13 protein-coding genes and 1 pseudogene are annotated in these 12,753 nt (G+C 75.0%); 10 read left to right on the top strand and 4 right to left on the bottom strand.

Going from position 1 to position 12,753, the window contains the following annotated elements:
- Nucleotides 1-246: 246 nt before the first annotated feature.
- Both ACFOSY_RS27220 and ACFOSY_RS27215 read left to right on the top strand, forming a co-directional pair.
- Nucleotides 247-327: pseudogene (locus ACFOSY_RS27220) on the top strand (DUF2510 domain-containing protein); the annotation flags it as partial.
- 651 nt (nucleotides 328-978) lie between these two features.
- The gene (locus tag ACFOSY_RS27215) at nucleotides 979-1,950 is read left to right on the top strand and encodes a hypothetical protein (RefSeq protein WP_394311714.1); all 972 of its coding nucleotides are present in this window, start codon (nucleotides 979-981) and stop codon (nucleotides 1,948-1,950) included.
- A 199-nt stretch (nucleotides 1,951-2,149) separates the two neighbouring features.
- On the opposite strand, the gene ACFOSY_RS27210 is transcribed toward ACFOSY_RS27215, so the two are convergent.
- On the bottom strand, nucleotides 2,150-2,764 hold the full coding sequence (locus tag ACFOSY_RS27210) for a TetR/AcrR family transcriptional regulator (protein WP_394311614.1): 615 nt from the start codon (nucleotides 2,762-2,764) through the stop codon (nucleotides 2,150-2,152).
- Between the two features lie 240 nt (nucleotides 2,765-3,004).
- On the opposite strand from ACFOSY_RS27210, the gene ACFOSY_RS27205 reads away from it, so the two are divergent.
- Entirely contained in the window at nucleotides 3,005-3,805 is an 801-nt protein-coding gene (locus ACFOSY_RS27205) for a phosphatase PAP2 family protein (RefSeq protein WP_394311612.1), read from the top strand.
- Nucleotides 3,802-5,001: a hypothetical protein gene (locus ACFOSY_RS27200; protein ID WP_394311610.1), complete on the top strand. Its 1,200-nt coding sequence runs from the start codon at nucleotides 3,802-3,804 to the stop codon at nucleotides 4,999-5,001. The genes ACFOSY_RS27205 and ACFOSY_RS27200 overlap by 4 nt, the downstream gene beginning before the upstream one ends.
- Before the next feature lie 33 nt (nucleotides 5,002-5,034).
- On the opposite strand, the gene ACFOSY_RS27195 is transcribed toward ACFOSY_RS27200, so the two are convergent.
- From ACFOSY_RS27195 to ACFOSY_RS27185, 3 genes are all read right to left on the bottom strand, one after another.
- Entirely contained in the window at nucleotides 5,035-5,913 is an 879-nt protein-coding gene (locus ACFOSY_RS27195; RefSeq protein WP_394311608.1) for a glutathione S-transferase C-terminal domain-containing protein, read from the bottom strand.
- 108 nt (nucleotides 5,914-6,021) lie between these two features.
- A complete protein-coding gene (locus tag ACFOSY_RS27190; protein WP_394311606.1) occupies nucleotides 6,022-6,171 on the bottom strand; it encodes a hypothetical protein in 150 nt (49 codons plus the stop codon).
- Nucleotides 6,172-6,311: 140 nt separating this feature from the next.
- Nucleotides 6,312-7,598 (bottom strand): sulfite oxidase, encoded by a 1,287-nt coding sequence (locus tag ACFOSY_RS27185; protein WP_394311604.1) that lies wholly within the window; start codon nucleotides 7,596-7,598, stop codon nucleotides 6,312-6,314.
- Nucleotides 7,599-8,034: 436 nt separating this feature from the next.
- Between ACFOSY_RS27185 and ACFOSY_RS27180 the strand changes: the two genes are divergently transcribed.
- From ACFOSY_RS27180 to ACFOSY_RS27155, 6 genes are all read left to right on the top strand, one after another.
- On the top strand, nucleotides 8,035-8,601 hold the full coding sequence (locus tag ACFOSY_RS27180; protein ID WP_225655327.1) for a winged helix-turn-helix domain-containing protein: 567 nt from the start codon (nucleotides 8,035-8,037) through the stop codon (nucleotides 8,599-8,601).
- A 13-nt stretch (nucleotides 8,602-8,614) separates the two neighbouring features.
- Nucleotides 8,615-9,844 (top strand): acyl-CoA dehydrogenase family protein, encoded by a 1,230-nt coding sequence (locus ACFOSY_RS27175; RefSeq protein WP_394311602.1) that lies wholly within the window; start codon nucleotides 8,615-8,617, stop codon nucleotides 9,842-9,844.
- A gap of 34 nt (nucleotides 9,845-9,878) precedes the next feature.
- A complete protein-coding gene (locus ACFOSY_RS27170) occupies nucleotides 9,879-10,661 on the top strand; it encodes a TSUP family transporter (RefSeq protein ID WP_394311599.1) in 783 nt (260 codons plus the stop codon).
- An 86-nt stretch (nucleotides 10,662-10,747) separates the two neighbouring features.
- Nucleotides 10,748-11,206: an RrF2 family transcriptional regulator gene (locus ACFOSY_RS27165; protein ID WP_394311597.1), complete on the top strand. Its 459-nt coding sequence runs from the start codon at nucleotides 10,748-10,750 to the stop codon at nucleotides 11,204-11,206.
- 139 nt (nucleotides 11,207-11,345) lie between these two features.
- Nucleotides 11,346-11,447: a putative leader peptide gene (locus ACFOSY_RS27160; RefSeq protein ID WP_315968245.1), complete on the top strand. Its 102-nt coding sequence runs from the start codon at nucleotides 11,346-11,348 to the stop codon at nucleotides 11,445-11,447.
- Between the two features lie 192 nt (nucleotides 11,448-11,639).
- The gene (locus ACFOSY_RS27155; protein ID WP_394311594.1) at nucleotides 11,640-12,746 is read left to right on the top strand and encodes an ABC transporter substrate-binding protein; all 1,107 of its coding nucleotides are present in this window, start codon (nucleotides 11,640-11,642) and stop codon (nucleotides 12,744-12,746) included.
- The last annotated feature ends 7 nt before the right edge of the window (nucleotides 12,747-12,753 follow it).

Here is a 12,753-nt window from a genome sequence, read left to right as displayed (position 1 = left end):
CCGAGCGTAGTCCCCCGCCCGGCCGAGCGGAGCCCGGTCGGGCCACGTGTTGCCGTGACGAGTGACACCGGGTGCCGCGGGTCGACGCGGCCCGCCCCTCACCAGGGCCCTGTCGGTCAACGGCTGTCCCCTTTCGACCCGTTGACACGGGAGGCGCCGTGCGTCGCCGCCCCGCGGAGGGCGCGGTTCCGGTGCGGGCGCGGACTCTCTCATCCGTCTTTCACCGACGCCTCATACGGTGGGGGCATGACGCAGGTGACTCCCCCCGGGTGGTACCCCGACCCCGGACAGACGCAGGACGCCCCGCCCACCGAACGGTGGTGGGACGGCACGGCCTGGACGGCCCGGATTCGCAGGACGGATGCGGATCCGGCGGCGCAGGGCGCGCAGGGTGTGCAGGACGCGCCGGCCGTGCCGGAAGGGGGTGACGGGGACGCGGCTGCCGCGGCGGGGCAGGACCGCCCTGCGGGTGACGCCCCGGCGGGGCGGGCAGATACGGGGCTGCCCTCCACGGGGCGGGGGGACGCGGACACGGCTGCCGCGGAGCCCGCCGCTACGGGGCAGGCGGACGCGAGCCGGGACGGCGTGGACGGTACGGCCGGAAGCGGGGCCGACGTGAGCCGGGCAGCAGCGGGACAGGGCGCTGCGGGACACGGGGCCGAAGGGCAGGCGCCTGTGGGGCAGGCGGCTGCCGGCCAAGCCGGCGCGGAGGACGCCGCCGCGGGAGCGGCCGTCCCAGGCCAGGTGGGCGCGGGGCAGGCCGGTGCGGGTCAGCCGGACGCGAGCCGGGGCGGCTCGGGCCGGGCGACCGAGGACACGGCCGCTGCGAGGCCGGCCGACGCCGTACCGGCAGCCGAAGGCCCGGCCGCTGCGGGGCCGGCGGCCGCTGTGCAGCGGGCCGACGCCGCGCACGCGACCGGGAACCCGGCCGGCGCGGAACGGCCGGCCGCAGGACAGACCGACCCGGGCACGGCGGCCATGGGCCAGGGCGACGCGACGCAGCCGGCCGTTGACCAGGCCGGCGCCCATCAGGCCCCTCCGGGCCACGCCGCCGCCGGCTGGAGCCACGCGGGGCCGGCGGCACCGGGGCAGTACCCCGCGTACGGGCACGGTGGCGGCTGGGGGCCCGTGGAGACGGTCGGCGGGGGCGTCCCCGGCTATCCGGGCCACCCTGCCCCGCAGCCGGGCGGCGGGCGGGGGCGGCGGCTGCGGATCGGGATAGCCGTCGCCGTGGCCGCAGCCGTGCTGGCGAGCATCGGCGTGGGGGTGTACGCCCTGACCGATGACGACGGCGGAGCGCGGAACACCTCCACCTCGCAGCGGCCCGGCGGGCAGGACGACGACCGGGGCGACCAGGACGACCGGGGCGACCAGGACGCGCCCGAGGGCGGTCCCGAGGGCGACGAGCCCCGCCGAGTCGAGAGCGGCTCCGTGACCGACTCGCTCAGCGGGATCAGCCTGCCCGTGCCCGAGGGGTGGTACGGGGAGGAGTTGCAGGCCGGCGCCGCGCTGACGGCGAAGGAGTCCTACGACTGCCCCGGCGACACCTCGAAGACCTGCGTCAAGGGCGGCGCGTACTCGGCGCCCGCCGTGGTGCTCGGCACCCGCGGCTCCACCGCCGAGGAGGTCGCGAAGGCGGACATCGCGGCGAACGCCGAGGAGAGCTACGGCGGCGAGTCGTACGGGCGGATCACCTCGCACGACGTGCTGGCGTCGAAGGCGGTGACCGTGGCCGGGCAGAAGGGATACCTGGTCCGCTGGAAGGCGGTGACCGAGAAGGGGTCGGACGGGTTCGTGCAGTCCCTGGCGTTCCCGTCGCCGTCCCGCCCGGACCAGATCGTGGTGGTGCGCTTCGGCGTGGACACCGACCAGCGGCAGACCGTCCTCGACGAGATCACCGAGGGCATCGAGGTGGCCGAGGGCGGGGGCGGCTCCGGGCAGGACGTCTGACGGTCCGTCCGTCCCCCGAAGACCGCGAAGGCGATCGCGAACGGCGACCACTGCGGCGTCGGCGGTGGCACGGCCGGGTGGGGCACCCCTCCGCTCAAGAGGTGTCCCACCCGGCCGGGTGGTGCGCCGCCCCCGTCCCCACGGTGCGGCGCGGTCGGGCCGCCGTCCGGTCGTCCCCATGACCGGTGCGGCCCGGGTCTCATTCCAGTCCGAGCGCGGGCAGTACCGCCGCCTCCACGAAGCGGAGCACGTAGTCCGGGTCGGCGTTGCACCCCTCGAGCACGGGCCGGGCCCGCAGCACCCCGAAGATCTGCGCCGGGACGTACTCCAGCGCCGGGTTGTCCGCGTCGACCTCGCCGCGCTCGACGCCCCGCCGCAGGATCTCCTCCAGCGCGGTGAGCTCCGGCTCGACCAGCGCCTCCCGCAGCGCCAGCGCCAGCTCCCGGTCCTGGAGGACCGCGTGCCCGAGCGCCTGGAACAGGGTGGCGTCCCTCGGCGACCACTCCCCCGCGCAGCGCGCGGCCTCGCGCAGGTCCTCGGCGAGGGAGCCGGTGTCGATGAGCGCGAACCGCGCCCGCCCGCTGGACCGGAGGGCGGCCGCGACGAACTGCGGCTTGGTCCGCCACTGCCGGTAGAGCGTGGACTTGCTGCACCGCGTGCTGGCGGCGACGCCCTCCATGGTGACGGCGTCGTATCCGCACTCGCGGATCTGGTTCAGCACGGCGTCGAAGAACTCCCGCTCCCGCTCAGGCGTGATCTTGGAGCGGCGCGAGGCCCCGGCCGGTCCCGGTCGGTCCGCGTCCTGCGACGTCATCGGCTCGGCTCCCTCTCCCTCGACGGAGTGTGTCGTACGTCAATCGGTACTCGAGTGTACCGGTACGCGAGCGTATCGGTACACTGGCGTATCGGTACGGCATCGTATCGGTACGTTCGCGTACCGATCTTGATCCGCACCGGTGAGCTGGACCCGCACCGATGAGCTGGACCCGGTCCCCGAGTCAGCAGCTCCGCCAGCACCACGACACGCACCACCGTCAGCGAAGGGACCGGGGGCATGCACGCGCGCGAGGAGTTCGAGGAACCCGACCCGCCGGAACCACCTACCCGCGGCCGGCCGCCGCTCGTCCGCGAGCTGCTGCTGGTGGCGGGCCTGTTCCTCGTCTACAAGCTGGGGCGCCAACTGGCGTCCGGCCACACCGCCGAGGCGTACCGCAACGGCCGTGAGGTCTGGGACCTCGAGCGGGCGCTGCACCTGCCGGGAGAGGGCGCGGTGCAGTCCGCACTGCTGCACGGCGACCTCCTCGTGCAGATCGCCAACACCTACTACGCGGTCGTCCATTTCCCGGCCACCGCGGCCTTCCTGATCTGGCTCTACCTGCGCCGCCCCGGCCACTACGTCTGGGCCCGGCGCGCGCTGGCGGCGGTCACCGCGGCCGCGCTGGTGCTGCACCTGGCGTACCCGCTGGCGCCGCCCCGGCTGCTCCCGGCGACGGGACTGGCGGACACGGCGCGGCTGTTCGGGCCGTCGGTCTACGGGCCGCCCGAGGCCGACCAGCTGTCGAACCAGTTCGCGGCGATGCCGTCGCTGCACTTCGGCTGGGCGCTGATGGTGGCGATCGGCCTGATCGCCGTCACGCGGACGGTGTGGCGGTGGCTGTGGCTGCTGCATCCGCTGGTGACCCTGCTGGTGATCGTGGGAACGGCGAACCACTTCTGGCTGGACGCGCTCGCGGCGGCGGCCCTGCTGGGGCTCGCCCTCGCGGTGGTGCGCCGGCCGCGCCCCGCCCCCGCGCCGAGGATCGTCCGGCCCAGGCGGCCGGAGCGGCGCCACGCGCTCGTGGGGGCGGGACGATGAGCGCGCTGCTCGTGGCGGTTCTGCTCTCCCTGGTCTCGGCCGTCGCCTACGCCGTCGCCGCCGTGACCCAGGCCCGGCTGGCCGCCCGCGGCTCCGGCGCCGGGGCGCTGCGGCTGCTCGGCAGCGGCGCCTGGTGGGGCGCGGTCACCCTGAACGCGGCGGCCGCGCTGCTGCACGTCGTGGCCCTCAAGTACGGCCCGCTGACCGTGGTCCAGCCGCTGGGCGCGCTCACCCTGGTCGCCGCGGTGCCGCTGGGGGCGCGGATAGCGGGACGACCGGTGAGCGCGGTGGAGTGGCGGGGTACGGCCCTCACCCTGGCCGGGCTTGCGACGATCCTCGCCACGGCGTCCGGACCGGCGCCCGACGACGTGCTGAGCGTCCCGGAGGCGCTGGCCGTCGCGGGCGGTACGGCGACTCTGATCGGCCTGCTGTCCTGGCCCGGCGCCCGCCCCGAATTGCGCCATGCGACCGCGTCGGGCGTCGCCTCGGGCGTGGCCTCGGCGCTGACCCAGACGGTGACGGTCGCGGCGACCGACCGCACCGGCCCGGTGCTCGACGTGCGCGTGATCGGAGTGGCGCTGCTGGTCGCCGTGTTCGCGGCGGGCGGCCTCCTTCTCGCGCAGACCGCGTACCGGGGCGGCCTCGGAGCCCCCTTGGCGATGGTCACGCTCGCCAACCCCCTGGCGGCGGCGGTGATCGGCCTGGGCCTCCTCGGCGAACATCTGCGCGGCGGCGCGCCCGGTGTGGCGTTCGCCCTGTTCGGCGCCGCCCTCGCGTCGTGGGGAGTGGTCCTGCTGTCGCGGGCGAGCGAGGGGGCGTCCGCTCCGGCGGAGGGTGTGGAGGTGGGCGTGGGTGAGCCGTTGGGGGGTGAGCCGAGCACGCCTCCGGTGGAGGTGCGGGCGCTGATCCCGGCGGCGACCGGAGCGTCCGGCGTCGCGCGACTGCCGGCACCGGCGGTGGTCGCCGGCGGCCCGCTGCCGCCGCCGAGCCCGTCGGCAGGGGCTGCCGTTCCCTCCCCCGCCCGTGCCCACGACGGCGCACCGCTCGGCGTGACGCCGGCGCCTGTGACGGTGACGGCGCCGGAGGATGCCGCGCTCCTTCCCACCCTCCCCTCCCCCGGACCGCCGGCGACCACGGCCCGCAGACCCGGTCGACGGCGGAGGCGGCACCGGTGTCCCGGGCGCCGGGCCGCCTGAATCACGCCTGAGCCGTGACGCCTGCACACGCCGTCAGGAGCTACGCCGCGTCGGTTCCGCCGTCCGCCGGTGCGCATACGCCTGCCAGTCCATGATCGGCACCGCCGCTCCCGCCGCCTCCGTGCCTCGGCAGTGGGCGTGGTGCCGGCGGGCGATGCCGTCCAGGTCGAGGTGGGGGCCGAACGCGGGGTGCGCGGTGAGCCGCCGGGCGTAGGCCCACAGCCGCGGGTGCTCGGTGATGCGGTGCACCGCCGAGGCGTCGAGATGGTGCCGGTGCACGGTGTCCAACTGCACCAGCGTCACCCACACCCGCACGTCGGCCAGCGTGAGTTCGTCGCCGAGGACGTGGTCCCGCGAGGCGAGCCGCAGTTCCAGCACGTCCAGCGCGCGCAGCAGCGTGGCGAGCGCGAGGTCGCGTTCCACGCGGTCGCCGCCGTACAGCCCGGCGCGCTGGGCGGTCGCGTGGACGCCCTGCTCGCAGAGCCGCTCGACGGCGGCGAACGCCTCGTCGGTGTCGTGCGGGAGCAGACAGGGCCCGGCTCCGCCGAACCGCCGGGCCAGGTCGCGGACGATGTCCGGGGCGTGGGTGCTGACGACGGTCCCGGTCCAGTTGTCGTGCAGGACGGGCGCCAGGGCCGGGCCCGGGTGGAGGTGCGCGCTCGCCTCGTACAGCGGGCGCAGTGCCCGGTGTCCGCCGTCGGGGGCGTCGGGCACGGCGGGCAGCGGCGTCACGGGGAGGACGTCGCCGAGGCCGAGCAGGCTGTGGGTGACCGCGATCTGGAGACACTGGGGACAGGCGGACGACAGGTGGAGGCGGTAGCGGTGGGGTGCGGCGTAGTACCCGCTGCGCGGGTCGTCGCCGATCCTGCCCCGGAACGGCGGCACGGCGACGGTCGGGGATGTGGCGGACATGCGTCTCCCAGGGTGCTCGGTGACGGGCGTACGGGCGTGGCGCACGCGGGGGCCGTCAGGCCCGGCCGGGATGCGGTGTCGGGTACGGGGAGGGTGCGAGAGGGGGTCTCAGGGGCGCGTGGGGAGGGCGTCGTCCGGGGAGCCCGTCGCGCCGCACACGCGCGCGAGGTCGATGTGGCGCCGGGACGTCAGCAGGGGCAGCTGCCCGAGGGCGACACGTACGGTGTCCCCGCCGAGGTCAGGAGCTGCACGGCCCATCTCGTTCCCTACCGATTCACTAGGATTCCTGTCCAGGAGTCTCGGGGCGGACTCCGCCCGCGTCAAGGGGGCCGCCGGCCCCCGCGCCCGGCGTCTCACCACGTGAGAGCGGGACGGGCCCGGAAGAGGGCCCGCCCGGGTCAGACCACCGTCACCTCGTGCCGCACCACGGCGTCGAACAGGTAGCCCTGGGTGTTGAACACAGAGACGTCCGGCTGGGTGCGGCCCGCCGTGTCGCCGGCGCGGGCCAGCAGCTGGGTCGCGCCCCGGGTGCGGGGCGTCCAGGTGACGGCCCACCGGGTCCACGTGTCGGGACGCGGCCGTTCCAGCAGCCGGGCCGGCCGCCAGCTCGATCCGCCGTCGGTGCTGACGTCGACCCGTGCGACCGGGCCCGCGCCCGACCACGAACGGCCCGTCAGCACGTGGCGCCGGCCGGCCCGGAACGTGGCGCCGCTCGCCAGCTCGAAGGCGCTCTTGAGGGTCTGCCGGGTCAGCGGCGCGCTGCCGCCCTCGGGGTGGGCGGGCCCGAACAGCCGGTAGAAGGTGGTGTTCCACGGCGAGAACAGCGGCTGCGCGGACACCTCGACGTCGCCGACCCACTTGACCGACGCGATACCCACCCAGGAGGGCACCAGCACGCGCACCGGGTGGCCGTGGTCGGGCGGCAGCGGCTCACCGTTCATCTCGTAGGCGAGCACGACGTCGTCGAGCGCCTTGGCCAGCGGCAGCGGCCGCCGCACCCGGCCGAGGTTCTCCCCGCCGCTGACGTACTCGGCGTCCAGGCCGCGCGGCTGCACGTCGACGGCGTACGGGGACAGGCCCGCCCGGCGCAGGACGGTGGCCAGGGGCACGCCGCGCCAGCGGGCCACGCCGATCGCGCCGAGCGTCCAGGGGGTGCCGGAGACCGTCTCGCCCTGCTGGGTGGCGTAGCCGCTGCGTCCGTTGCCGGCGCACTCGACGAAGGCGGTGCGCGTGACGGAGGGCAGCCGGCGCAGGTCGTCGTACCCGAACTCGACCGCCCTGTCCTCGCCGGGCCCGCCGCGCAGACCGCTCCCCCACAGCCGCAGCCGCCAGTCGTCCGCGTCGATGCGCGGGGTGGCGGTGTGGTTGCGGACGAAGAACAGGTCGTTGGGCGTGTGGTGGCCGGTGCCGCGCAGGGCCTCCCAGCGGGTCTCGGCGTTGGTGCCGTGGCGGACGAACGCCTCGGGCGGCAGGGGTTTGACGATGGTGTCGCCGTCGGCGGCGCGGGCGGGCGCCGGTGCGGTCAGGGGCAGCGCGCCGGCGCCCCCGGTGGCGGCGAGCAGGGTGAGCATGCGGCGGCGGCTCACGCCGTCCGCCCTGGCCTCGCCGGCCAGCCACTGGCGCAGCCGGTGCCGGTCGTAGGCGGTCTCGTCGGGACGGGAATTGGGCACGGCGGAGGAGGGCATGACGGGGATCCTCGTCGTCGGAGGGCTTGAGGAGGAGGGATGAAGGAGGGATGGAGGTGGGATGCAAGCACGCGCCGTTCGGGGGTGTCAACGCTCCGTCAGGTCCGTGCGACCGCGCCTCCGGCGGGTCTCCAGGTTCCGGAGAACGACCGTGTCCGCTCAGCATGTGAGACGTTCCCCTCTTTTCCTACGGACTTACTAGGAAAAGCTTGACGGTGTTCACCGGGGGTGCGCAGCATGAGGGACATGTCCCCTGTGCAGCAGCGACTCGTACGTCGTCGGCATGTCGACTTCGGTCACGTCGTCAGCGCCGCCTGCTGTCGCGCCTGACGCACGGCCCGCACGCCGGCCGTGCCACTCCGGCCCCCTTCCCGGCTCACACGCACCACCCCCGCGTCCGCCGGGCACCCGACACCATTCCCGAGGGACTACCGCCATGACCACGGCACTTCCGCACCCGACCGCCTCGCTCCGTCCGCTGCCCGACGCGCGCCACCTCCACCTGGTGGCCGACGGGGTGCGGCACGACGCCGAGGACCCCGCGTCCCCGCCGCTCGTCGGCTACCTCCTGCTGGTCCCCCAGGGCACCGATCCCCTGGACCTGTTCGCGAAGGACCGGCCGCGGGCCGAGTTCCGGCTGCTGGCCGCCGACGGCACGACGCCCGCGCGGCAGCCGGCGGACGACGCCGTCACGATCGACGCCGCGCGCCGCACCGCAGAGGTCGACGGGCGCGAACTCGACCTGACGTACCTGGAGTTCGAGCTGCTGGCGCACCTCGTGCGGCGCCCCCACCTCGTGCAGTCGCGCGAGGCGCTGGTGGCGGCCGTCTGGGGCTACCACCACGTCGGCGACGGCCGCACGGTCGACGTCCACGTCGCGCGTCTGCGCCGCAAGCTGGGCGCCGCCCACCGGCACCGGATCGTGACCGTCCGGTCCATCGGCTACAAGTACGTCCCCGACCAGCAGGACAGCCCCCACGCCGCAGCCCGCGGCCGATCCTGAGGAGAGCACCGCCATGTGCCCTGCCGCCGCGCCGACCCGCCCCGCGTCCCCGGCCGAACCCGTCGCGCACGGCCGGGCGCACTGGCTGCGCGTGGCCCGCGAGGCGGCGGAGGACCTGGCCACGGACACCGTGATCCGGGAACAGGCGGGAAAGGCCCCGGTCGACGAGGTGTCCCGGCTGCGCGAGGCGGGGCTGCTGACCCTGCTCACGCCCGCCGGGCGGGGCGGCGGCGGTGCGGACTGGGACACGGCGTACGCGGTGGTGCGGGAGATCTCCACGGCCGACGGCGCCATAGGGCAGCTCCTCGGCTCCCACTACTTCCTGTCGTGGAGCGCCCGGTTCTTCGGGGACCCGGAGACGGCCCTGCGGACGGCGGAGCGCGCCGCGTCCGAACAGTGGTGCTGGGGCGGCGGGTTCGCCCCGCAGGACCCGCCGCTGACCCTGTCCCGCACGTCCCGGGGCCTGTTCCTCGGCGGCCGTCAGAGCTACCCGACCGGGGTGCTGGTGGCCGACCGGCTCGCCGTGCGGGCGGTACGGGAGGACACCGGCGAGCCTCTGGCCGTGGTGGTGGACCCGGCCCTCCGGGGCGTGGTGGTCGACGCGGCCGGCGACACCTTCGGGCAGCGGCTCGCGGGCGGCGGCAGCGTGGAGTTCGACGACGTCCCGGTGGGCGCCGGCGACGTCCTGGGCTCGCTGTCCGCGGACGAGGACCACCTGGTCCCCCGGGCCGCGCTGGCGGCGCCCGTGGGCCGCCTGTTCTCCGTGCAGCTGCTGCTCGGCATGGCCGAGGGGGTGCTCGCCGAGGTGCGCGAGTACAGCAGGGCGGGGCACCGCCCGTGGCACCCCGTCCCGTCCGCCGGCGCGCCGGACGACCCACAGGTGCTCACCGCGTACGGCGAGCTGACCGTGCTCGCCCGCTCCGCGTCCGCGCTGTGCGACCAGGCCCTGGACGCCGTACGGCGGGGGCTCGAACGCGGCGAGGACCTGACGTACGACGAGTACGCGGACGTCTCGGCGCTGGTGTCCATGGCCGAGACCGCGGCCTCGCGGGCGGCGCAGGAGTCCGCCACCCGCGCGCTCGACATCGTCGGCCCGCGCTCGGCGTCCGCGCGGCTGGGCTTCGACCGCTTCTGGCGCAACGCCCGCACCCACACCCTGTACGAGCCCGTCGCCCACCGGCTGCGGGACGTCGGGGACTACTTCCTCAACGGCGCCCACCCCCCGTTCGTCCTGCCCGCCTGACCTTCCGAGGCCGGGGGCTCCCCGAGGACATGCCGTGGACTGGTCCACCGGACTCGCCGGACTGACCGCGGGCCTCGTCGTCTCCGTGGCGACCACGCCCGCGGGGGTGTCCGGCGCGGTGTTCCTGCTGCCGGTGCAGCTCGGCGTCCTCGGGGTGCCGAGCCCGGCGGTCACGCCGACGAACCTGCTGTACAACGTGGTGGCCGGGCCCGGGGCGCTGCTGCGGCACCGCACCGGCCCGCTGCACGACCCGCTGACCCGCCGTCTGGTGAGCGGCACCCTCCCCGGGGTCGTGGCCGGCGCCGCCCTGCGGGTGTTCGCCGTTCCGGGGGCCACCGTCTTCCGGCTGCTGATCGCCCTACTGCTGGTGCCGCTGGGGCTGTGGCTGGTGCGGCGGACCCTGCGACCCGCCCGGCCGGTGCGGGACGACGCCGAGCCGTCGCCGCGCGCCGTGACCGGGCTCGCGCTGGCGGTCGGCGTCGTCGGCGGGATCTACGGCATCGGCGGCGGCTCGCTGCTGGGGCCGCTGCTGGTCGGGCGGGGCATGTCCGTCGCGCGGGTGGCCCCGGCGGCGCTGGCCTCGACCTTCGTCACGTCCGTGGCGGGCGCGGGCGCCTTCGCGCTGCTGTCCCTGGCGGGCACCGGCGAGGTGGCGCCGGACTGGTACCTGGGGTCGGCCTGCGGTCTTGGCGGACTGATCGGCGGGTATCTCGGCGCGCGGCTCCGGCCACGCCTGCCCGAGAACGGGCTGCGCCTGCTGCTGGGCCTCCTCGCCACGGCCGTGGGAGCCCTGCACGCCTTGCAGGCGCTGGGGTGACCGCCAGGGCTCACGCCCCCCCGCCCCAGCTTCCGCGCCCCCACCGCGGGTGGAGGCCCGTGCGGGCCGTACGGGATAATGGCCGCATGCGGATCTCAGCCAGGGCGGACTACGCGGTACGTGCCGCGCTGCAACTCGCGTCGTCCGGGGCCGACGGGCCGCTCAAGGCGGAGGCGATCGCCGACGCGCAGGACATCCCGCACAAGTTCCTGGAGAGCATCCTCAACGACATGCGGCGGGGCGGGCTCGTGGTGAGCCAGCGCGGCGGGAACGGCGGGTACCGGCTGGCGAAGCCCGCCGACTCGATCAGCATCGCCGACGTCATCCGCGTCGTGGAGGGTCCGCTGGTCTCGGTGCGCGGCGTGCGGCCGCCCGAGCTGTCCTACTCCGGTCCCGCCGAGTCACTGCTGCCGCTGTGGATCGCGCTGCGGTCGAACGTGCGCCAGATCCTGGAGGGCGTGTCCCTCGCCGACGTGGCGTCGTCCCGACTCCCCGCCGGGGTGGCCGCGTTGGCGGACGCACCGAAGGCCTGGGTGAATCCCTGATTCCGGCCGCGGACCAGGCCGTTCTCACCATGTGAGCGACAGGCGTCCATCATATGAGCAGCCTCTTGGGGTAGGGGCTGGTTTCTGCCACGATCCCTAGCAGCCAGGTAGGAAAACTAGGGATCTCCAGGGGGTGGCCATGACCGCGCGTCCGTACGACGTCGCCGCACGCCTCCTGCTGACCTCGCGCCGCCACATCGACTTCGGCCGCACGTCCAGCGCCATCTGTCGGCCGGCCTGAGGCTCCGCCGGGACCGCGTCCGCGGCCTGCGGCGCCCCTGAGCCCGCGCTCCCCGTACCGCACCGCACACCGTTCCACGGCCGCCGACCGTCCCCGCGAGGCAGGCCCGACGGCCGCGCGGGCGCACGCCCCTGAGCGCACGCCCGTACGCCGGCACCGTCCCGAACCGCCCTTTCCCGAGAGGACACCTCCGTGTCTGCCGCACGACCGTTCACCATCCTGCGCACCGTCGCCGCCGCAGCGGCCCTCCCGCTTCTGCTCACCGCCTGCGGCTACGGTTCCGACGCCGAGGACGACGCCCCCAAGGCGGAGGTCGCGGCGGACGCGAAGAAGCTCTCCGCCTCCGAGGTGAAGATCGGCTACTTCCCGAACCTCACGCACGCCACCGCCCTGGTCGGCGTCCAGGAGGGCCTGCTCCAGAAGGAGCTGGGCGGCACCACGATCAAGTCGTCGACGTTCAACGCCGGGCCGTCCGAGATCGAGGCGCTGAACGCCGGGTCCATCGACATCGGCTGGATCGGCCCCTCCCCGTCCATCAACGGCTACACCAAGTCGGCCGGCAAGAACCTGCGCATCATCAGCGGTTCGGCCTCCGGCGGCGTGAAGCTCGTGGTGAACCCGGACAAGATCAAGAACCTGGACGACCTCAAGGGCAAGAAGATCGCCACCCCGCAGCTCGGCAACACCCAGGACGTGGCCTTCCTGCACTGGATCGCCGAGAAGGGCTGGAAGGTCGACGCCCAGAGCGGCAAGGGCGACGTGTCCGTGGTGCGCACCGACAACAAGATCACCCCGGACGCCTACAAGTCCGGCTCCATCGACGGCGCGTGGGTGCCCGAGCCCACCGCGTCCAAGCTGGTCGCGGACGGCGCGAAGGTGCTGCTCGACGAGTCCGACATCTGGCCGGACAAGAAGTTCGTGATCACCAACATCATCGTGTCGCAGAGCTTCCTGAAGGAGCACCCGGACGTCGTCGAGGCCGTGCTGCGCGGCTCGGTGAGGACCAACGCGTGGATCAACGCCCACCCGGACCAGGCCAAGGCGTCCGCGAACAAGGCGCTGGAGAAGCTGTCCGGCAAGGCCCTGCCGGCCGAGGTGCTGAACCCCGCGTGGAAGTCCATCACCTTCCTCGACGACCCGCTGGCCTCCACCCTCGACGCCCAGGCGGAGCACGCGGTGTCGGCCGGCCTGCTGGAGAAGCCCGACCTGAACGGCATCTACGACCTGAGGCCGCTGAACAAGGTCCTGAAGGCCGAGGGCAGGCCCGAGGCCGACGACGCCGGTCTCGGCGTCCGCTGACGACGCC

Origin of the sequence: Streptomyces lusitanus (assembly GCF_042647945.1) — a bacterium.
Lineage (GTDB): Bacteria > Actinomycetota > Actinomycetes > Streptomycetales > Streptomycetaceae > Streptomyces > Streptomyces pseudogriseolus.
Note: the sequence above shows the minus strand (reverse complement) of the source record. Positions and strands in the feature narration are given on the sequence as shown.